Here is an 18,911-nt window from a genome sequence, read left to right as displayed (position 1 = left end):
AACAATTGGGGTGCACTTCATAGTAGCTCATGACTTTTTCTATTAAATAACCTTTTTAAATAAGTTATATACTTTTTTTGAATTACCTTCATTTAATTGATAATAAGTAAGGTCTACGTCATCAGGAGTGTTTTGATGGGCAATCATAACTTCACTACTGTTGTTATCTACTATCCAAATTAAATATTGTTTATAAGTTCCATCTTGGAAAGTAATCCACATGTTACAATCTACTAAATCAGAACCTTCTTCATCTAGCGTTAAATCGCCTTTTTTTGCTGTATCCATACTGTTAATGAATGTTTTTAATTCATCTGTTTTTGTAAGGAAGATAGATTTTTTTGTCTTAAGCGACTCTACATGTATATCTTTTATTTCCTGCTTTCCTAAAAAAACAGGAGGTGCATTTGGGTCTCTTTGAGTTGAAATAATAGTAGCTTTCTTCTTTGGTTTACTTGCTGTATAGAGATCTTGAATAGATTTTCCAGAGTTTAAAAACCATACGGTTCCAAAAACAATCAATGCGCTACCTATCAATAAAATGATTTTCTTAATAGGGTATTCTCCTCTCTATGGCTTCATGTGAAGAGCTTTTCTATTAATATATGATAGGTAAGCGTAAAGTATTATAGTTGAACGTGGTTATGCTTCACGGTTTTTATAGGGCGATCAACGAGTAAATTGTAAGTGAGCCCTATTAATACGAGAATTCCACCGATAATTTTTCCGGTTGATAGTTCGTGTGACAGGAAGAAATCGATGATAGTCCCCGTAAACAATTGTCCGATAAAGATGAGTAATGTTAAATAAAATGCTGATATTTTAGGAGTAATATAGTTTGATAATGAGATGACGATAACGCCTACTAATCCGCCTAAGTATACAGCGATAGGTATGGATTGTAACGTATGACTAGAAATATACAACGAATCTGAACTGAAAATTAAAAATAACATGGAGAAAAATAATCCAGTAATATAATTGAAAAATGTGCCTTCCCAATTTCCAATTTCCTTTGCTAAATTCGCGTTAATAATTCTAGCAACAACGATAGAAACACCAGCTAAAATAGCGATACAAATATATAACATTTTCTTGCCTCCATTAATAAATTGTCATGACTATAATTCCAGAAGAGATGAATAATAATCCAATTAATTTTTTCTTATCAAACTTCGAAACTTTCATTCCTAATAAACCGAAATGATCAATAACTATGGAAGCGATGGATTGACCAAGTAAGCTTAATGCAATTGTAATAGAGGCACCAAGAGCAGAGAAACTTATATTATTAAAAAGAACAGTGAACACTCCAATTGCCCCAGCACTATATAAAAAAAGTGGAATACCTTTATCAAAATGGATTTTATTTTTGTTAAGGATTAAAACGAAAATAACTGCAATTAAACCGACAAGGTGAATGACAACGCTCGCTGTGTACTTGCCAATTAACTCAGATAAAATCCCATTCAATGGAAGCATAACGGCAATGAGCACACCAATAAAGACAGAAAGAAAGTTATACAATGTAATAGCCCCTTTATATTTCATATTTGTAATGACTGTATCATGCTGAAATTGTGTATTACTATGACATATGTCATAGTGGAAGAAGAAAATTTTGTTTACAATTGGGATGAGTTGTAAAGGTGGGGGACTATGAAGAAAGTATGTAATTCTAATAAATTAGCAGAGTATATGAAACAAAATAATATTGATTCATTTTTTAGTAGTGATATGAAACCATATATGGAACTTATATTTTTTAAAAAGAATGAGTTCATTTGCAGAGAAAACGAAGAGATAGATTATTTATATTTCTTTGTTGAAGGAAAAGCGAAAGCGTTTAACACATTAAGTAACGGGAAATCGGTATTATTATGTTTTTATGATAGTTTGCAGTTACTAGGAGATGTGGAGTTAATTCATTCTCAAAAGACTGCTTCAAACGTACAAGTGATGGCAGATTCGTATTGTGTTGGGCTACCTTTAGGGAAAGTGAGAAACCAATTATTTCATGATGCGAAATTTTTGAGATGTATTTGCGGTTCTTTAGCCCATAAATTAAATCGACTTTCAAAAAATAGTACAATTAATTTACTGTATCCACTTGAAAATCGACTTGCGAGTTACATGTTAGCAGCAGGGGAACGGGCGGTTCAGCACGGAAATAGAATTGTGTTTAGTGGGAATTTAACGGAAATAGCTGAATTGTTAGGGACGAGTTATCGGCATTTATTACGTACATTAAATGTTTTTTGTGATAAAGAAATTATAAAGAAAAGCAGTGGTTGTTTTGAAGTGATGAATGTAGATGTTTTGCGGGAATTGGCGGCGGATGTTTATAAATAGGAGGGGATTATAAATGATTACACCTATATTTAGAATTTTTGATATTGTAAAGGCTCAGTTATTTTACTTTAATTTTTTAGGATTTAAACTGGATTGGGAACATCGGTATGAGGAAAATATGCCATTATATATGCAAATTTCGTTAAATGATACTGTAATACATCTATCCCGCATTAACGGGCAGTAAGACTCCCACCTCAAAATTTGGCGAATGCGAGGAAGTTAGGTGGGAGATAACTGCCCGTAAATGCCCGATTGGTTCAACTAATAATCAGTGGGGGAAGGACACCCCCCCACTGATTAAATTTTCACTTTATCTGAACATCACGGGGATGCTTCACCAGGCGGTGCAATTCGTGTGAAAATAGAGGATTTAAAAAGTTATTATGCTATTTTATCAAGTAAAGATTATGCGTATTCAAAACCTGATATAGAGAGAACACCTTGGGATACAATTGAATTAACTGTGATTGATCCGTTCTCAAATAGAATTACATTTTATGAGGAAAGGGTTTAGAAATTGAGGTGTTATAAATAATTTATCAAAGTAGGGGTTACAATGAAGAGAAAAATAGCGATGATTTCAGATATTAATGGGAATAGTCACGCTTTAAAGGCGGTATTAAAAGATATTCGAAATGATAATAAATTTAGGTGTTAGTGTGTATGGGCCGTTAGATCCTTTGGGGGACAATTGAAATATTAATGAGTAACGAGATGATACATATTAAGGGGAGTTTACTTTATAGTGAACTGCTCTTTTTTATTTTGGATAGATATTGAATTATAAAAAAATAAAATGTTATGATTATGGAAACGTATGAACATATGAACATGTATTCATGTGTTTGTGAGAAGGAGGAATTGGAATGAAAGATATAATTATCGTGGGAGCTGGTCAAGCTGGATTAACAATGGGATACTACTTGAAGCAGGAAGGATATAGTTTCTTATTACTTGAGGCGGGAAACCGAATTGGCGATTCTTGGAGAGACCGCTATGATTCTTTGCAGCTCTTCACACCAAGGGAATATAGTAGTTTACCAGGTATGATATTAAAAGGAGAAGGGAGTGGATTTCCATGTAAAGATGAAATTGCAATTTATTTAGAAGAATATGCAAGGTATTTTCAATTGCCGGTAAAATTACAGACTCAAGTTTTAAAAATAAGAAAAGAGAAAGAAATATTTGAATTACACACTCCTACAGAAATTTTACAATCGAAAAAAGTTATTATCGCATCAGGTGGTTTTCAGCAACCATTCATCCCCTCATTTTCACAACATCTTTCATCACATATTTTTCAAATACATTCATCACAATATAAATCACCATTACAAATTCCAAAGGGAAAAGTACTTGTAGTAGGTGGTGGGAATTCAGGCATGCAAATAGCAGTAGAACTTGCAAAAACTCATGAAGTTACAATGGCTATAAGTCATCCGTTAACCTTTTTACCGTTATATCTTTTTAGAAAAAGCATTTTTAATTGGTTAGAAAAAATGGGTTTATTGTATGCTGAAATACATACAAAGAGAGGAAGGTGGTTTCAGAAGCGAAAGGATCCCATTTTTGGTTTTGAAGGTAAGGAACTTATTCGTAGTGGAGCAATAAAACTACAGGGAAAAGTGGTAAGTGCATCAGGAAATAATATTATGTTTCAGAATGGTGGCACGTATAGTGCACAAAGTATTATATGGTCAACTGGTTTTGTTCAAGATTATAAATGGATTGAAATAGAAAAGGCAGTGAATATGAATGGATTTCCTAATCATACAAAGGGAATGAGTCCAGTAAGAGGATTGTATTATATTGGACTGCCGTGGCAATCTCAAAGGGGTTCTGCGCTTATTTGTGGTGTAGGAAAGGATGCGGTGTATTTGCTTTCTGAAATCAAAAAATAGATCAGTAGCAACAGCTACTGATCATCCATATGTACATGAATTAGGAGAGGTCAAACATTTCAAACGTTTATTAGCTTTAGTATAATAGATTTTCATGAAATAAAAAACTGAAAATTATAATTTTTCGTTGAGAAAGTTTTTTGTATCGAAATATATAAAAAAACGGGGATTTCTATTGAAAGAAAATATGATATTTATATTTTAGTAAATTATGATATAGTCTATATAAGATTCTTTTCCTTAAATTAGGTTTTTTGTATAGTAATTACATTCGTAGTTGGAAAGGGGAAAAAATTGTGAAGTTTGATGATCAACGTCTACTAGGAATACGATTAGGTTCTGTACTCATAACAGAAGAAAATCAATATTTAGTAATTAAGAAGAAAGATCATTATGCACTATTAAACATACATAATTTAGAATGCACACATGTCGAAGTGCAGTTAGAGCATATTGAAGAACTGCTGCATGAAGATTTCCAAGAAAGTATAACTGAAATTATCGCACCAGAACATATTAAAATTGTGGTGAAAAATGTTATATAAAGAAAGAAGCTGGGAGAATCAGCTTCTTTCTTTGTTTTACTTCGTTAATTATAAGGATAACATTTTTAAAATCTCACCAATAATCCCATCCTTTTGATGAACACCTAAATCCGAATTCGTCATAATAACAGCGCCATTACCTCGGTATGGATTACATACCATCATACATTGAAATCCAACACCCCAGCCAAGTGAATGAATTTGTAAGTCTTCATTAGAATACTCTAGAAAAACACCTAACCCAGTCCATTTGGTGCATCCTTGAGGAGAAATCATATCTTGTACTGTTTTTTGAGAAAGTTCCAGTTTGCTATTTCCTTGTAAGGAATGAATGAGTCCGAGTACTAAAGTTGATAAGTCAGTTGGTGTTGTCCAAACGCCTGAAGCTGCTGCGAATGGATAAAATGGATACTTCTCATTTGTTACAGTTCCATTTTTATTATGCCCGCAAGCAAAAGCATCGGTTTTATCTATGTATTCGGGAGAGAAGAGTGTGCTATTTTTCATTTGTAGTGGCTGGAAGATAAGTTCTTCTAGTAACTGACTAAATGATTTCCCCGTAATATCTTCAAGTAGTTGTTCGATAATACAAAAATTTGCGTCAGAGTAGTGGAATTGGCTTTCTGGTGCATAAGTTACTTCTATAGGTACTGGGCAATATAATGTTTTACCAGCAAGGAGTTCAGGGATTTTAGGTATTCCTTGTGCAAGTGTATAATGTTCAAAACTATTGGGAGGATCAATGATTCCAGATTGGTGACTTAATAAGTTTCGCAGCGTGACTTTTTTCTGTGAAGTAAATAGATTGGTAGGGATGTTCCAAGATGTGAGTCTATCATTTACGTCTTCATCTAAATGTACGATTCCTTGATCTGATAACGTTAGTACAAGCATTGAAGTGATGAATTTGCTAATAGAACAAGAATTGAATATGGAATCCGTAGTGACAGTTCTAGTTGTTCCAGATTCAAGTGTTCCGAAAGCAGTGGCTTCATCAGGTTTACCGTCACGTATAATGGCAAAGCTTAACCCTGAAACAGAATATTGGTTCATTTTCTCATATATATTGTTACTTTTTAAGTTCATAGTGACTCCTTTCTTTTAAAAACAGAATATTAACTTTATTATACAGTAGTAAATAGAGAGAAAAGGAAACAGATACGCGTTTAAAGAGGATGGAAGATAGATTACAATTAATTTCGAAAGAAATGGGAATTGTAGATAGAGAACCTGAAATTAATAAAGAATTACGCCAGCTTGTGGAAGATGGAAAAACAGTTACAGCAATTAAGAGAGTAAGAGAGGCTTTTGGATTTTCATTGTTAGAAGCGAAGCAATATGTTGATAAGTTATGAAAAAGATCATCCATTTGGATGATCTTTTTTTACTGAACCATACGTGTACTTACATATGCGGCTATTATGACGTGTCCAATAATAATGATGGGAAATATAATTTTAACATTAGGAGTAATGAAGACACTGCCAATTGTGGCAATAACACCAGCAATTAAATTATAAAGACCAACTATTTTTGATAACTTCACTTTGTCAGGTACACGGCGTTCATTGAATCCTGATAAGAGCCAAGTGTATTGTTTTACTCCGATGAAATAAGCTAATGCAAATGAAATGATTGCTAGTATGAATAATGATGGGGAAGCGAAGAGAGTCATTGAGAACACCTCCGTTAAAGGGCTATAAATAAATTATAGTATGAATGTTATAATTTAACAAAATACATTTTTGATTTTAAGTGTAATAGAAAAATGGAGTATTTGTGATGAGGGGAGATTAAGTATGAATATTGTGGAATTCCAGAGATATGTATTAAATTTCAGTAAAGAAAAAGGATTTCAAGATACAACAATTGAAGAGCGTACGATGTATGCGATGGCGGAATTAGGTGAATTAGCGGAAGTTATATTAAAGCGTGATAAAATACAAGATTCGAAAAGAGAGATTGGTTTAGAAATGTTTGATGTAATTTGGAATGTATGTGATTTAGCAAACAAGTTAGAAATTGATTTAGAGAAGGCGTTTGAAGAAAAAATGATGATTAATAAAAAACGTGAATGGTAAAAGGAAAGTTAAAAAGCGCACAAAATTTTGTGCGCTTTTTATTAATGGTATGAAAAATATGTAAAAAAAGATGGAACAAACATTTGAGACGAATTGTCTAATATAGGTAATAACTATTTAGTTTGAAAGAAAGGGTGGAGAAAATGAAAAAGAATACATTATTAAAATTAGGGGTATGTGTTAGTTTACTAGGAACAATTCAATTTGTTAGCACAATTTCTTCTGTGAAAGCGGAACAAAAGCTAGAGCAAAAAGTAATAAAGAATGAGACAGGAACTATTTCAATTTCTCAGTTAAACAAAAATGTATGGGTTCATACTGAGTTAGGTTATTTTAATGGAGTAGCAGTTCCTTCGAACGGTCTAGTTCTTAACACTTCTAAAGGGTTAGTGCTTGTCGATTCTTCTTGGGATGATAAGTTAACGAAGGAACTAATAGAGATGGTAGAAAAGAAATTTCAGAAGCGCGTAACGGATGTCATTATTACACATGCGCATGCTGATCGAATTGGCGGGATAAAAACGTTGAAAGAAAGAGGCATTAAAGCGCATAGTACAGCATTAACTGCGGAACTAGCAAAGAAAAATGGATATGAGGAGCCACTTGGAGACCTACAAACAATTACAAATTTGAAGTTTGGAAATATAAAAGTAGAAACGTTCTATCCAGGGAAAGGGCATACAGAAGATAATATTGTCGTATGGTTACCGCAATACAACATTTTAGCTGGAGGCTGTTTAGTGAAATCTGCGGAAGCTAAAGATTTAGGGAATGTTGCTGATGCATATGTAAATGAATGGTCGATATCGATTGAGAATGTGTTGAACCGATATGGAAATATGAACTTAGTAGTGCCTGGTCATGGAGAAGTAGGGGACAGAGGATTACTTTTACATACATTGGATTTGTTGAAATAAGAAACAAGAAATAAAGTAATAATGAAGCGAATTGTAGATTTAAGAAATTTTTGGAATACAAAAGAGAGGAGAAAACTATTTCCTCCTCTTTTTCTTTTAACTATATTGAAATGCCGAAGCTATTGATTACGCCTAAATATGTTACTGAGATTTTAATTCTAAATATACAAATACTAGTACCGTCATAATTGCTATAATAACGTAAGTAACATCAAGCATTATAAGTGTCTTTAATGTTTCAGTCATCCTAATTCACCCCTGTTATAAAAATATAACATGACCTCTTATCAATTAAATAAGAGATCATAAAGATAACAATGTACATGAAATTTCTTAAGTAGTTTCTATATAAATATATCATATAAATAATGTAAAAAATGTTAAGATGGTGTAAATGTATTGTAAATAAAGAGGTTTCCTATAAAATCTTTAATCAAAAAATTGATAGTTCTTCAAAATGAAAAAACGCTATTCTTTCTGTTGAATGATAGAAAGAATAGCGTTTTTGTATGCTTATTAGTTGCTAATAGTTCTCTAAATCAATTATCTAGCTATTTGAAAGCATCAACAAAGGTGTCCATTTTTCTGTATGTTTTTTAGTGTCAGTAAAAATATTATGTCAACAATATGAACTGTCACAAATTTATATATATTATTGTGATTGATATCACATCCTTTTTTCCTGATGGGTATTATGCTTGATTTGTAATGAATGATTGGGAGAGGGTGGGATGATATGTTTTGTTATCAATGTGAGCAAACGCCAACAGGCGGATGTAAAGTGATGGGTGTTTGTGGTAAGAATGAAACAATTGCAAGTTTACAAGATACGATTGTGTTTGGATTAAAAGGAATAGCGGCTTATCGTACGCATGCTGCGCAGCTAGGGTATACAGATGCATTTGTAGATGCTACAACTCAAGAAGCGCTATATATGACATTAACAAATTCTAACTTTAATGAACAAGAACATATTGATATGGCTATGAAAGTAGGGAAATCGGCTTTACGAGTAATGGAGTTATTAGATGAGGCACATACGAATCACTTTGGTGTTCCGGAGCCTGTTCAAATTACGCAGAACCATGTAGAAGGTAAGGCAATTGTAGTTACTGGTCATAATTTATTTGCATTAGAAGAGTTATTAAAGCAAACAGAAGGAAAAGAAATTAACATTTATACGCATTCTGAAATGCTACCAGCACACGGATATCCACAACTGAAAAAATATAAACATTTAAAAGGAAACATTGGTAAGGCATGGTACGATCAACGACGACTTTTCGAAAAATTCACTGGTGCTATATTAGCTACAACGAACTGTGTTATGCCAATTAAAGGATCATACTCTGATCGATTCTTTTCATATGATATTGCAGGCTTAGAGGGCGTACAAAAAATTGAAAATGACGATTTTACACCAGTGATTCAAAAAGCGCTAGAACTTCCAGAAGTACATATGGAGTCGGATGAACAGTTAGTAACAGGGTTTCATCATAATACAGTATTATCATTAGCTCCAGAAATTATTGAGGCAGTAAAGGAAGGGAAAATTAAGCGTTTCTTTGTTATCGCAGGTTGTGATGCACCAGGAAAAGGCGGGGAATACTATCGTGAATTAGCAACGTCACTTCCGCCAGAAACGGTTATTTTAACAACTTCCTGTGGGAAATTCCGCTTTAATGATGTAAGTTATGGTGTTGTGCCCGGTACGGAGATTCCACGTTACATTGACTTAGGACAATGTAATAATTCAATTTCTACAGTGAAAATAGCGGCCGCTTTAGCTGATGCTTTTCAATGTGAAGTGAATGAATTGCCAGTGAGTATTGTTCTATCATGGTTTGAACAAAAAGCGGTTGCCATTTTACTTGGGCTATTTAGTCTTGGTATTCAAGATATTCGCATTGGTCCAAAGGCACCTGAATTTATTTCACCTGGTGTGCTTGATGTATTACAAGAGACATTCGGTTTAAAACTAATTACAACCGCAGCAGAAGATATGAATATGATGTTATCGTAACAAAAAGGATGTCCTATATGAAGAGTTGACTTTATCCCGCTATTTGCGGGCAGTAAAACTCCCACCTCAAAATTCAGCTGGAGCAAAGAAGTTAGGTGGGAGCCCTGTTGCCCGTAAACGCCCGATTGATGAGGACTAATAATCAGTAGGGGATGAACAAAACCCCCCACAGATTAAAGTTTCACTTTATAAAGAGTTTGTATGTATTCGCAAGCTCATGTATTAGATGCACGGGTGCATTAGTAGAAGAACAAAAAAATGATCCGTCTTTTTAATAAGGAGAGCTATCCACATTCATTAACTTCGGAATATTATAACGCCCAAAATAAAAATGCGGAATTTTTGTTTTGGGTATTTCCTTTTCTTAGCTGGATAGGTATGTGGTGAGATTTCTTAAGAAGAAAATAGGCAGTATCCAATAGATAATAGCGGATTTAAGAAAAAATTTAAAAATCGAGTTGACATTCTATCTACGTAGTCATACAATGTAGTGGTAATAAGTAATACTGAATAGAGTGGTTTTTAAAAATATATTCAGTATCCAATAGGCAAAAGCGGATTTAAGAAAAAATTTAAAAATCGAGTTGACATTCCATCTACTTAGTCATACAATGTAGTGGTAATAAGTAATACTGAATAGTGAGGCTTCTCAAAAGCTATTCAGTAAAAATTAGCCTTAGTACTCTGTGATACTGAATATAAGTCAGACAGAATAGGGGGTAAAGGAGGATCAGAATATGGAAAATTTAACTGAAATGCTGAAAGGTTCGCTGGAAGGATGTGTTCTGGAAATCATTAGCCGCCGTGAAACTTATGGCTATGAGATTACCCGCCACCTTAATGAGCTTGGGTTTACTGAAGTCGTGGAAGGAACGGTCTATACCATCCTTGTGCGATTAGAGAAGAAAAAACTTGTGAATATTGAAAAGAAACCGTCAGACATGGGGCCGCCTCGCAAGTTTTATTCACTAAATGAGGATGGCCGTCAGGAGCTTGAATTATTTTGGAGAAAATGGGATTTTGTATCATCAAAAATTAACGTCTTGAAGTCAAACTAGCCTCATAAGATTAAATATTCGGCCGATATTTTGGGAGTTTCTTGTTCTGCTTTATAAAAAAGGAGGAAAAATAATATGTTGGAAATGTTCAAAAAATTAATTGGTGATAAAAAAGAGTACAAAATGATGATGGCACGGGTTGGAGCTCTGCCAGAGGACTATCAGTTTGTGTTTAAGAAAATTCAAAACTACATGTGGAATTTCTCAGCTGGTAACGGGATGGATATGCTACACATACAGTATGAACTAATCGATTTGTTTGAAGCCGGTGCGGCGGAAGGCAGACAAGTGCTAGAAATCACTGGGGAGGACGTGGCATCCTTTGCTGACGAACTAGTGGCAAACGCTAAAACTTATGTTTCCAAGTATCGTGAAGATTTGAATGAAAGTATCATGAAGCAATTGAGAAAAAAATAAATGCAACAGGTAATACCGACTGATTAGCTGGTTACAAATGTGAATTGCCGCCATCGCTATTCAGTTATATTTTTAAATCAGTACTAAGTAATACAGATTATCAGTAATACTAAATAGAGGAGTGTAGGCAGTCTAGCTTTACAAAACATTTTTTAAGGAGGAAAAAAGTATGACCAATACAGCGATTTCTGTAAAAGGATTAAAAAAATCCTTTAAAGATAAGGAAGTGTTAAAAGGGGTAGATTTTGAAGTGCAGCGTGGCGAAATTTTCGCACTGCTGGGCTCAAATGGAGCGGGCAAGACGACGATAGTCAATATCCTCTCGACGCTGATGAAGCAAGATGGCGGCGAAGTAGGTATTTGTGGTTTTGACGTTCAGCGTCAACCGGATCATGTTCGTCAAAGTATCAGTCTGACAGGGCAGTTTGCAGCTTTAGACGGTATGCTCACGGGGAGAGAAAACTTGATAATGATTGCCAAGTTGCGTGAAGTTTCTAGTCCCGCTCAAGTCGCTGACAATTTGCTTGCAAGATTCAGCCTGACTGATGCAGCCAACCAGAGGGCAGACCAGTACTCAGGTGGGATGAAGCGCCGGCTTGATATCGCCATGAGCTTGATCGGGACGCCAGCAGTCATTTTTCTCGATGAACCGACGACAGGGCTTGACCCTGAAGCGCGTATTGAAGTGTGGGATACAGTCAAGGAACTTGCCGGCGGCGGCACGACTATCTTGCTCACGACCCAGTACCTCGAGGAAGCCGAACAACTGGCGGACCGTATCGCTATCTTGCATGGCGGAAAAATTATTACGACTGGTACTCTTACAGAACTTAAAGAGATGTTCCCGCCAACAAAAGTGGAGTATATCGAGAAGCAGCCGACATTGGAAGAAATTTTCCTTGCGATCATTGGCAAAAAGGAGGAGATGTAAATGAAGAGCAAAACAGGGGTATTATTAGGGCGTTTAATGCGCAACATTATGCGCAGTCCGGATACAATTATTACGGTAGCGATTACGCCGATTATGATGATGCTGTTGTTTGTCTACGTATTTGGCGGCGCCATAAAGACAGGAACGGATAACTACGTCAATTATTTATTGCCGGGAATCTTGCTGATGGCTATCGCATCCGGTGTCGCTTACACTTCCGTACGGTTGTTTACGGATGTAAAGAGCGGGCTGATGGCACGTTTCATTACTATGCCTATCAAGCGTTCGTCGGTATTATGGGCTCACGTATTAACATCACTTGTTGCTAATGTGCTTACTATCGTGGTGGTTATCCTTGTTGCGCTCTTAATGGGCTTCCGTTCCAGTGCTAATATTCTGGATTGGCTCGCGGTAGCTGGAATACTCGGGATGTTTACGCTGGCGCTGACATGGTTGGCTATCATTCCTGGGTTGACAGCGAAGTCTATGGAAGGGGCGACAGCCTACTCGTACCCACTAATTTTTCTGCCCTTTATTAGTTCGGCCTTTGTTCCTACCGAAACTATGCCAAAAATTGTTCGTGCGTTCGCTGAAAACCAGCCTGTGACTTCAATCGTGAATGCGATTCGTGCCCTCTTATATGAAGGGACTGTTGGCAACGATATTTGGATTGCACTTGCTTGGTGTGTGGGCATTATGGTTATCGCTTACTTCTTCGCCGGCAAAGCATTTAAACGTCAGTTAGGGTAACACCACCAGTTCGTTGCACAATGGCAACTAAATCTTCTGGAATAATATATATATGGGAAAGTGGATTTAAATCACATTAATCTTAGTTATTGCTATAATTGTTAGTATTCTTACTGGTTATGTAGTTGGTACGTAAGTAGGCTCAGACGTTGAGAAAAAGCAGACTGAGAGAGTTAAAAGGGAAGAGGTAATATTTTGATCTCAATTCTAATTGCCATATAATAAATGCAATTTTTATACATGAAAAGCCCACCTGTTTCCGTAGGTGGGCTATATCTTTATTACACAATTCGAAAGTATACTCTCTTTTTCTAAATATGTAATTATGCATATTTAGAAAAAACTACACTTAATAAATATTACATATAGTAAATGGAAACTTATGGTGTAATTCTTTTAACAGGCTTAACATGATAACCATTATATAAGGTGCGTAGGCTCCTTTTGAAAAGTTCTTCTTTTCTGAAAAATGAATATTAATTCGTTATATATAATAAAAATTCATGAGAATAATTTTATGTTTTCTAAATTTATTCCTTTAAATCAATGTGTATTATTTATTACAACAGCTTCATGTCAAAGATAAGATGTGAAAGCAAAGGGAAATATAAGTATCTTTATAACGAGTTCCTAATATAATCAATGTGTTAACGAAAGGAACTCTGTATTATGTTTACTTTTCTATTAACTAATACAGCTTCAAAAAATAGACACAATTGCTACATACCAATTGTAATTTATTATCTATTCATAATTCTGTTTATTCTGTCTTTCTAAAAATAAAAAAATATTAGACTCGCAAATATAAACGTTATAATGAGGGCGTCGAGAGGTAACCGATTACCTACGAAGAAAATATCAAACATTTTAAAATTGGACAGACTGAAACGATTAATTACAGAAAGGTGTGTGACCAGAAGGGGAATTTCTTCAAAATAGTTTAGTAGCAGCGGACATCGTATTAGCTGGTGTAAACAATATCATCAATGGTAAGTATAGGGTTGGAGGATAAATGCCTCGCACATTAAGAGAGACAGCTTTAGGTGGAATCGTTTACAATATGGTGCATCTAGTAAGCGGTTCATTTTTTAAGAATGGTCTATATTCTTAAGCCTAAAAAGAGACGTAAGAATAGGATACAAGGGGGATTTATTATATGAATGGGAATACTGCAAAAAAAATAGAATTTCAAGCTGAAAATAATGCAGTGAAAAATGAGAAATATCTAGATCCTAAAAAGTGGCATAAACAAGATACTACTTGGGCATTGAGCCTTTTTGGAACAGCAATTGGTGCAGGAGTACTCTTTTTACCTATTAATGCAGGTTCAGGTGGTTTATTATCATTACTGTTAATTACGATACTTGCATTTCCTGTTATGTATTATTCACATAGGGCACTTGCTAAAATGATATACGCTTCTAATTCTGCTGATGAGGGGATTACAGGCACAATAAGAGAGTATTTCGGAAATAAGGCAAGTATAATTTTTAACATAGTATATTTCGTTTCAATTTATACGATCGTGCTGATGTATTCGGTTGCACTTACAAATACTGCAAGTAGTTTTATCGTGCATCAATTGCACATGCCGGAGCCTCCAAGGGCCATTTTATCGCTTGTATTAGTACTCGGTCTTATCGCTATACTAAATTTTGGTCAAGATATCACTGTAAAGATAATGAGCATGCTAGTATATCCGTTTATTGCTTCTTTACTTTTTATTTCAATATCTTTAATTCCACAGTGGAATACGTCAATGCTTAGTTTTTCAAGTGCTACTACTGCTTCAACAGGAACAGGGTATTTTGGGGTGCTATTGATGATACTACCAATCATAGTATTTTCATTTAATCATTCTCCTCTTATTTCGTCATTTGTTATAAAGCAGAGAGCTACCTATGGAATAGAAGCTACTGATGCCAAATGTGCTCAAATACAAAAAGTTTGTTATATCATGACTTTCGTAGTAGTTATGTTCTTTGTTTGGAGTAGTGCACTGAGTTTAACTCCAAAAGATCTTATGATGGCTAAAGAACAAAACCTATCAATTCTATCGTATCTTGCTAATGAGCTTAATTCACCAGTAATCACTATTGCAGCTCCTATCATTGCTTTTGTGGCTATAACTAAGTCCTTCCTTGGCCATTATATAGGAGCATATGAGGTAATGCGTGACGTGATTATGAAGTTTGGTAAAACACGCGGGAAAAATTTAGAAGAAAAAACAATTAAGACAGTGATCCTTACTTTTGTCGTATTAACATGTTGGTATGTTGCTTATGCAAATCCAAGTATTCTTGGAATCATTGATGCCCTTAGCGGACCGTTAGTTGCTGCTATCTTATGTCTATTACCAATGTATGCGATTCGTAAAGTACCAGTACTAGCTAAATACAGAGGGAAAATGAGCAATGTGTTTGTCATTGTTGTAGGTATACTTACTGTCCTAGCAAGTATTAAGTCATTATTCTAATTCGCTATTGTTAGTTCAAGTGCTAAAATAGTGGGATATGAAAAAAGAATGAAAGAGATTATGGATAAGATAAGTCCATATTCGAATTTTAAACAAGCTGTTTTATGAGGGTTAAACTCTAATATAAAAAGACATGAACAAAGATTAGTTCATGTCTTTTTTTGTGTTGGCATTATTCTTAGAAGAGCGTTTAAAGTAGCGGTAGCGAATAAAATGTTTTTACTAGGTATTTAAATAGAGGTAACTGGCATCTAGTCAAACTCAATATTATTTTGGGTTTAACTGGCCACTGCTTATGGGCAGTATAAACATAATCTCTCTTTTAAACCTTCTAACACTTCTTCAGGAACTTCCCTGATTTTGATATCTTTACCTAGGAAAAGTAGCCAATTTGTTATTTCTATCAATTCATCGAGATTGTTAACATTGATAAAAGTTTTTAGAATGGCTGTGGATTGGTAAGGATTTGTATAGGAAATAGAAATTTTTATAGGATGGTATTTTTTGAACTGGGTAATCGCTTTTGGACCAAGTTCAAGTACAAGGTTGATTGCTTCGTCCCTCTTACTTAGTTTTTCTGAAATTTTTTTCTTACTTAATCTATTTTTCGTCGTATAGGGTTCGACATTAATGAGATGATCGACAAGAAACATCTTCTTTTTTTCTTCTTTTATGTCAAAGCCTTCAATTATCCAATGGCTTTTTTCTTGATAAAGGTGCAGTAGATAAATTGGATAAGACTTGGTTTCCTCCTCTTCTTGTACGGTAATCAATAAATGGCTATCTAAAAGAAGGATTTGGATGAGTTTTTCTAACATAGGATGGGGGAGGTCAGAAAGCTCAAGTAGGTCAGGATTATGAGGGTTAGTCCCTTCAAAAAGCAAGATTTGATTTAAAAGAACAAGGTCATCCTGCTGGATTTCTGAGATGAGTCCTAGTAGTTTTTCGGCTAAAGACTGACGACTCTTTAGATAGGGAAGTTGTTGATTTCTTGTGGCCATAAAGGCAATAAAAAGAGCTTTGACCTCATTATCAGTAAAGCGAACAACGGGCAAGATAGAGTTATGCATGACAAAATATCCTCCATCCCTGCCAACTTCAGCGACGAGCGGCATCCCCATGGCTTCAATTTCTCTAATGTCTCTAATAGCTGTCGATCGTGAGATGTTAAATTCTCGTATGATTTCAGAAATTGTAAAGTGGGAGCGGTTGTTAATATAGCGCATGATCGTATTAATCCGTTCAACTTTTTTCATGTTGGTCTCCTAAACAGTATCATTTTTTGACATGATTTAAAGATATTATAAACTCATCAAGTGAAAAGATAAATCGTTTGATTAATTTAAAAGTGAGGAAGGTTTTAAATATGAAAAATTATACAATAGAAGAAAAAGATAGCTTTATCGTGTTAGGTATTGGAACTGAACTTAAGAGCCACTATACAGACTTTGCGGGCATAAACAAGGAAAAGGCAGACTTTTGGCTGGCCGTCGAACAAGATGGAAGGTTGGACACTTTAAAAGCTTTAGCTACAAATGATTACATTTTTTCTGTGAGTGAAGCGGTGAATAACAAGATGATGTATTACGCTGGTGTCATGACAGAGGCAACGATACAAGAAGAATCTAGAGTTATCCAGTTTCCGAGGGGAGAATACCTAGTAGTTAAAGGTGAAGGCAATACAGCTGAGGAGCTAAGTAATAAGCTTACTGGTATTGCATTTGGTCAAGCATTAGCAGAAGTAAAAGATTTTGCCTATGTTGGTGGGCCAAATACAACAGTTGAGATGGGGCAGCGAAACGGCTTAGTATTTGGTGAAATATGGATTCCAGTTGTTAGGAAGTAAAGTATTAAAAGGAGAGATGGAATTGTCCGATATCGTTGATTTTAAAAACGTAACTACAGCTGGCATGGAGTCTTCACCTGTAGCAGAAGCACTTGCTGGTTTACGTGCTCATGAAGCACGTTACTTTATGAATAAATATAAGCATGAATTTACGGTTGTACCAGCTAGTGAAAGCGAGAAGACTCTTGATTATGTGAACCGCATTTTGAAAGAAGAACGTGATATTGAGTTTGCGGCAAAACCTTTAGAAACATCGTGTTTTCAAGTGGGAAATATTAAATTTGCCTATGTCTTCTATGAGGATGGTCTTGCAGTCAACGTCATGTATACGCTGGATAACCCAAAGAAGCGGGCTGTTGGATTTAAGCTTTCTGAGGGAATGGAGATACCAACGGAGTTAGTAGAGAAGTTTAAGTTTGCTAGACAGAAGTCTAAACTTGCTGGAACAATTCGAGGTTCGTTTTTTGTAATTAAAGGAGAATATATTGCAAGTTGAAGAATCAGTCATTTGTTGTATTGAGTTATTCTTTTAAAAGGCGCGATTAAGGCTAATAATCTTGAATTGTTAGCCTTTTTTTACATAAGTATAATATTCATAGTCTGCTACACACTACGTTCAGATAAAATAGAACGAAAGGAAATTACTGTAGGGTGGTGGTGGCGTGAGTAAAAAAAGGCTATTTGAGTTATTCTTAGTAACTTTTGCTTTACTATTCCTTCATGTAAGCACATTTACTAATGAAAAATTGAATGATAAATTTGGTAACTTTACCTTCTTTGTTGTATTTTTCATGTTTTATATCAACGTTGCATTTATAGAACGGTATTTTGATGATATACAAAAGTGGATTCGAAATATCACATTTCTTCTTGCCCTGTTAGTAGTAACTTTAATATCACTATGGATAGGTTACTTTTAAAGCCTTGTGATTAAGGGAATTTTGTTTTGTTATCTTTCCTTAACAACAAACAAGACGCCAACCAGATCATGGTAGCGCCTACGATAATTACTATTGGTTTAATCATTAACAAGTATATCTGGACCCTTTTTCAACATATACGAGAAACCCGAAATAAATACGATACTAAATATAATAATGGAAGACCACATATTAAAATGAAACTCTTTACCTACAACTAAATAGTAGATGTTATGGACCAAGAAATTAGCACCTATGATAATTCCACCTAACATTGAACTAATTACAAGACTGATTAAATAAAATTTGAGCTTCTGAAACATTTCCCCTCTACTCCTTTTCTAAAATCAACTTTATTCAGGATGTTTTAGAAAATTATACCATTTATTTTTCTGATATTCTTAAATCTATAATATATTTAAGGTTATTTTAAGAGAAGAAGAATTGCCTACCAAAATGTCCATTTCGGGGTTTCACCAATATGCCCATCAAGCTAATGAAACTAGTATCTCAAAAACAAAAAATGTATATTTTTATCTGGAGATGCCAATTTTCTCGTTTTGGGGATACTATAAAATTTTAGGTTGATAGCCATGGGGTGCTACCCCACATCCATCAACTTAAGGTATCTTTTTATACAAAATGTGGTTTTTTCACGTAGTCTTTTATTATCTTTTATAGATAGCCTAAA

The 18,911-nt window shown here is 34.7% G+C and carries 22 protein-coding genes and 1 pseudogene; 16 read left to right on the top strand and 7 right to left on the bottom strand.

The window, feature by feature from the left end; genetic code table 11:
- Positions 1-42: 42 nt before the first annotated feature.
- The 3 genes from B5P42_RS24475 to B5P42_RS24465 form a co-directional block, all read right to left on the bottom strand.
- Entirely contained in the window at positions 43-522 is a 480-nt protein-coding gene (locus tag B5P42_RS24475; RefSeq protein WP_002128384.1) for a hypothetical protein, read from the bottom strand.
- 104 nt (positions 523-626) lie between these two features.
- Entirely contained in the window at positions 627-1,091 is a 465-nt protein-coding gene (locus B5P42_RS24470) for a DMT family transporter (protein ID WP_002014128.1), read from the bottom strand.
- A gap of 13 nt (positions 1,092-1,104) precedes the next feature.
- On the bottom strand, positions 1,105-1,551 hold the full coding sequence (locus B5P42_RS24465) for a DMT family transporter (RefSeq protein WP_060749110.1): 447 nt from the start codon (positions 1,549-1,551) through the stop codon (positions 1,105-1,107).
- A gap of 108 nt (positions 1,552-1,659) precedes the next feature.
- On the opposite strand from B5P42_RS24465, the gene yeiL reads away from it, so the two are divergent.
- The 4 genes and pseudogenes from yeiL to B5P42_RS24435 all read left to right on the top strand — a co-directional run bounded on the left by yeiL (position 1,660) and on the right by B5P42_RS24435 (position 4,801).
- Positions 1,660-2,352 carry a transcriptional regulator YeiL gene (gene yeiL, locus B5P42_RS24460; protein WP_088032329.1) on the top strand — a complete coding sequence of 231 codons (693 nt, stop codon included), beginning with the start codon at positions 1,660-1,662 and terminating at the stop codon, positions 2,350-2,352.
- A 13-nt stretch (positions 2,353-2,365) separates the two neighbouring features.
- Positions 2,366-2,869, top strand: a pseudogene (locus B5P42_RS33270) (glyoxalase superfamily protein).
- 352 nt (positions 2,870-3,221) lie between these two features.
- Entirely contained in the window at positions 3,222-4,256 is a 1,035-nt protein-coding gene (locus tag B5P42_RS24440; protein WP_113735469.1) for a flavin-containing monooxygenase, read from the top strand.
- Positions 4,257-4,552: 296 nt separating this feature from the next.
- Complete coding sequence (locus B5P42_RS24435) at positions 4,553-4,801, top strand: hypothetical protein (protein WP_002087603.1); 249 nt, start codon at positions 4,553-4,555, stop codon at positions 4,799-4,801.
- Positions 4,802-4,849: 48 nt separating this feature from the next.
- On the opposite strand, the gene B5P42_RS24430 is transcribed toward B5P42_RS24435, so the two are convergent.
- Positions 4,850-5,887 carry a serine hydrolase domain-containing protein gene (locus B5P42_RS24430; RefSeq protein ID WP_113735468.1) on the bottom strand — a complete coding sequence of 346 codons (1,038 nt, stop codon included), beginning with the start codon at positions 5,885-5,887 and terminating at the stop codon, positions 4,850-4,852.
- Positions 5,888-5,976: 89 nt separating this feature from the next.
- Between B5P42_RS24430 and B5P42_RS24425 the strand changes: the two genes are divergently transcribed.
- Complete coding sequence (locus B5P42_RS24425; protein ID WP_113735467.1) at positions 5,977-6,156, top strand: hypothetical protein; 180 nt, start codon at positions 5,977-5,979, stop codon at positions 6,154-6,156.
- Positions 6,157-6,185: 29 nt separating this feature from the next.
- Here B5P42_RS24425 and B5P42_RS24420 read toward each other — a convergent pair whose 3' ends face one another.
- Positions 6,186-6,476: a DUF3784 domain-containing protein gene (locus tag B5P42_RS24420; RefSeq protein ID WP_113735466.1), complete on the bottom strand. Its 291-nt coding sequence runs from the start codon at positions 6,474-6,476 to the stop codon at positions 6,186-6,188.
- 124 nt (positions 6,477-6,600) lie between these two features.
- On the opposite strand from B5P42_RS24420, the gene B5P42_RS24415 reads away from it, so the two are divergent.
- The 8 genes from B5P42_RS24415 to B5P42_RS24380 all read left to right on the top strand — a co-directional run bounded on the left by B5P42_RS24415 (position 6,601) and on the right by B5P42_RS24380 (position 15,454).
- Positions 6,601-6,882 (top strand): MazG nucleotide pyrophosphohydrolase domain-containing protein, encoded by a 282-nt coding sequence (locus tag B5P42_RS24415; RefSeq protein WP_002137547.1) that lies wholly within the window; start codon positions 6,601-6,603, stop codon positions 6,880-6,882.
- A 143-nt stretch (positions 6,883-7,025) separates the two neighbouring features.
- Positions 7,026-7,799 carry a BcII family subclass B1 metallo-beta-lactamase gene (gene bla2, locus B5P42_RS24410; RefSeq protein ID WP_113735465.1) on the top strand — a complete coding sequence of 258 codons (774 nt, stop codon included), beginning with the start codon at positions 7,026-7,028 and terminating at the stop codon, positions 7,797-7,799.
- Positions 7,800-8,535: 736 nt separating this feature from the next.
- Positions 8,536-9,822, top strand: a complete 1,287-nt coding sequence (hcp, locus tag B5P42_RS24405) for a hydroxylamine reductase (RefSeq protein ID WP_002165336.1) — start codon at positions 8,536-8,538, stop codon at positions 9,820-9,822.
- A 737-nt stretch (positions 9,823-10,559) separates the two neighbouring features.
- Positions 10,560-10,880 (top strand): PadR family transcriptional regulator, encoded by a 321-nt coding sequence (locus B5P42_RS24400; protein WP_002128372.1) that lies wholly within the window; start codon positions 10,560-10,562, stop codon positions 10,878-10,880.
- 75 nt (positions 10,881-10,955) lie between these two features.
- Positions 10,956-11,297 (top strand): DUF1048 domain-containing protein, encoded by a 342-nt coding sequence (locus B5P42_RS24395; protein WP_002014108.1) that lies wholly within the window; start codon positions 10,956-10,958, stop codon positions 11,295-11,297.
- Positions 11,298-11,466: 169 nt separating this feature from the next.
- Positions 11,467-12,228 (top strand): ABC transporter ATP-binding protein, encoded by a 762-nt coding sequence (locus B5P42_RS24390; RefSeq protein WP_113735464.1) that lies wholly within the window; start codon positions 11,467-11,469, stop codon positions 12,226-12,228.
- Entirely contained in the window at positions 12,229-12,978 is a 750-nt protein-coding gene (locus B5P42_RS24385; protein WP_002014105.1) for an ABC transporter permease, read from the top strand.
- Between the two features lie 1,156 nt (positions 12,979-14,134).
- Complete coding sequence (locus tag B5P42_RS24380) at positions 14,135-15,454, top strand: aromatic amino acid transport family protein (protein ID WP_113735463.1); 1,320 nt, start codon at positions 14,135-14,137, stop codon at positions 15,452-15,454.
- 293 nt (positions 15,455-15,747) lie between these two features.
- On the opposite strand, the gene B5P42_RS24375 is transcribed toward B5P42_RS24380, so the two are convergent.
- Positions 15,748-16,710: a helix-turn-helix transcriptional regulator gene (locus B5P42_RS24375; protein WP_113735462.1), complete on the bottom strand. Its 963-nt coding sequence runs from the start codon at positions 16,708-16,710 to the stop codon at positions 15,748-15,750.
- Positions 16,711-16,820: 110 nt separating this feature from the next.
- Here B5P42_RS24375 and B5P42_RS24370 point away from each other — a divergent pair, with 110 nt between their 5' ends.
- The 3 genes from B5P42_RS24370 (at position 16,821) to B5P42_RS24360 (ending at position 18,220) form a co-directional block, all read left to right on the top strand.
- On the top strand, positions 16,821-17,300 hold the full coding sequence (locus B5P42_RS24370; RefSeq protein WP_016091906.1) for a GyrI-like domain-containing protein: 480 nt from the start codon (positions 16,821-16,823) through the stop codon (positions 17,298-17,300).
- Entirely contained in the window at positions 17,287-17,796 is a 510-nt protein-coding gene (locus B5P42_RS24365) for a hypothetical protein (protein ID WP_044438796.1), read from the top strand. The genes B5P42_RS24370 and B5P42_RS24365 overlap by 14 nt, the downstream gene beginning before the upstream one ends.
- Before the next feature lie 166 nt (positions 17,797-17,962).
- A complete protein-coding gene (locus B5P42_RS24360; protein WP_078174087.1) occupies positions 17,963-18,220 on the top strand; it encodes a DUF3963 domain-containing protein in 258 nt (85 codons plus the stop codon).
- A 98-nt stretch (positions 18,221-18,318) separates the two neighbouring features.
- On the opposite strand, the gene B5P42_RS24355 is transcribed toward B5P42_RS24360, so the two are convergent.
- Positions 18,319-18,543, bottom strand: coding sequence for a hypothetical protein (locus B5P42_RS24355; RefSeq protein WP_078181419.1), 225 nt, complete (start codon positions 18,541-18,543; stop codon positions 18,319-18,321).
- Positions 18,544-18,911 lie beyond the last annotated feature (368 nt).

The sequence above is a fragment of the Bacillus sp. SRB_331 genome, assembly GCF_003264175.1.
Classification (GTDB): Bacteria; Bacillota; Bacilli; order Bacillales; family Bacillaceae_G; genus Bacillus_A; species Bacillus_A mycoides.
This window is presented reverse-complemented; position numbering and strand designations above follow the sequence as displayed.

Excerpts from the sequence above, each read along its gene's own strand:
- B5P42_RS24470 (WP_002014128.1), bottom strand. The coding sequence starts at position 1,091 with ATGTTATATATTTGTATCGCTATTTTAGCTGGTGTTTCTATCGTTGTT.
- B5P42_RS24465 (WP_060749110.1), bottom strand. The coding sequence starts at position 1,551 with ATGAAATATAAAGGGGCTATTACATTGTATAACTTTCTTTCTGTCTTT.
- yeiL (WP_088032329.1), top strand. The coding sequence starts at position 1,660 with ATGAAGAAAGTATGTAATTCTAATAAATTAGCAGAGTATATGAAACAA.
- B5P42_RS24440 (WP_113735469.1), top strand. The coding sequence starts at position 3,222 with ATGAAAGATATAATTATCGTGGGAGCTGGTCAAGCTGGATTAACAATG.
- B5P42_RS24430 (WP_113735468.1), bottom strand. The coding sequence starts at position 5,887 with ATGAACTTAAAAAGTAACAATATATATGAGAAAATGAACCAATATTCT.
- B5P42_RS24425 (WP_113735467.1), top strand. The coding sequence starts at position 5,977 with ATGGAAGATAGATTACAATTAATTTCGAAAGAAATGGGAATTGTAGAT.
- B5P42_RS24420 (WP_113735466.1), bottom strand. The coding sequence starts at position 6,476 with ATGACTCTCTTCGCTTCCCCATCATTATTCATACTAGCAATCATTTCA.
- B5P42_RS24415 (WP_002137547.1), top strand. The coding sequence starts at position 6,601 with ATGAATATTGTGGAATTCCAGAGATATGTATTAAATTTCAGTAAAGAA.
- bla2 (WP_113735465.1), top strand. The coding sequence starts at position 7,026 with ATGAAAAAGAATACATTATTAAAATTAGGGGTATGTGTTAGTTTACTA.
- hcp (WP_002165336.1), top strand. The coding sequence starts at position 8,536 with ATGTTTTGTTATCAATGTGAGCAAACGCCAACAGGCGGATGTAAAGTG.
- B5P42_RS24400 (WP_002128372.1), top strand. The coding sequence starts at position 10,560 with ATGGAAAATTTAACTGAAATGCTGAAAGGTTCGCTGGAAGGATGTGTT.
- B5P42_RS24395 (WP_002014108.1), top strand. The coding sequence starts at position 10,956 with ATGTTGGAAATGTTCAAAAAATTAATTGGTGATAAAAAAGAGTACAAA.
- B5P42_RS24390 (WP_113735464.1), top strand. The coding sequence starts at position 11,467 with ATGACCAATACAGCGATTTCTGTAAAAGGATTAAAAAAATCCTTTAAA.
- B5P42_RS24385 (WP_002014105.1), top strand. The coding sequence starts at position 12,229 with ATGAAGAGCAAAACAGGGGTATTATTAGGGCGTTTAATGCGCAACATT.
- B5P42_RS24380 (WP_113735463.1), top strand. The coding sequence starts at position 14,135 with ATGAATGGGAATACTGCAAAAAAAATAGAATTTCAAGCTGAAAATAAT.
- B5P42_RS24375 (WP_113735462.1), bottom strand. The coding sequence starts at position 16,710 with ATGAAAAAAGTTGAACGGATTAATACGATCATGCGCTATATTAACAAC.
- B5P42_RS24370 (WP_016091906.1), top strand. The coding sequence starts at position 16,821 with ATGAAAAATTATACAATAGAAGAAAAAGATAGCTTTATCGTGTTAGGT.
- B5P42_RS24355 (WP_078181419.1), bottom strand. The coding sequence starts at position 18,543 with ATGTTTCAGAAGCTCAAATTTTATTTAATCAGTCTTGTAATTAGTTCA.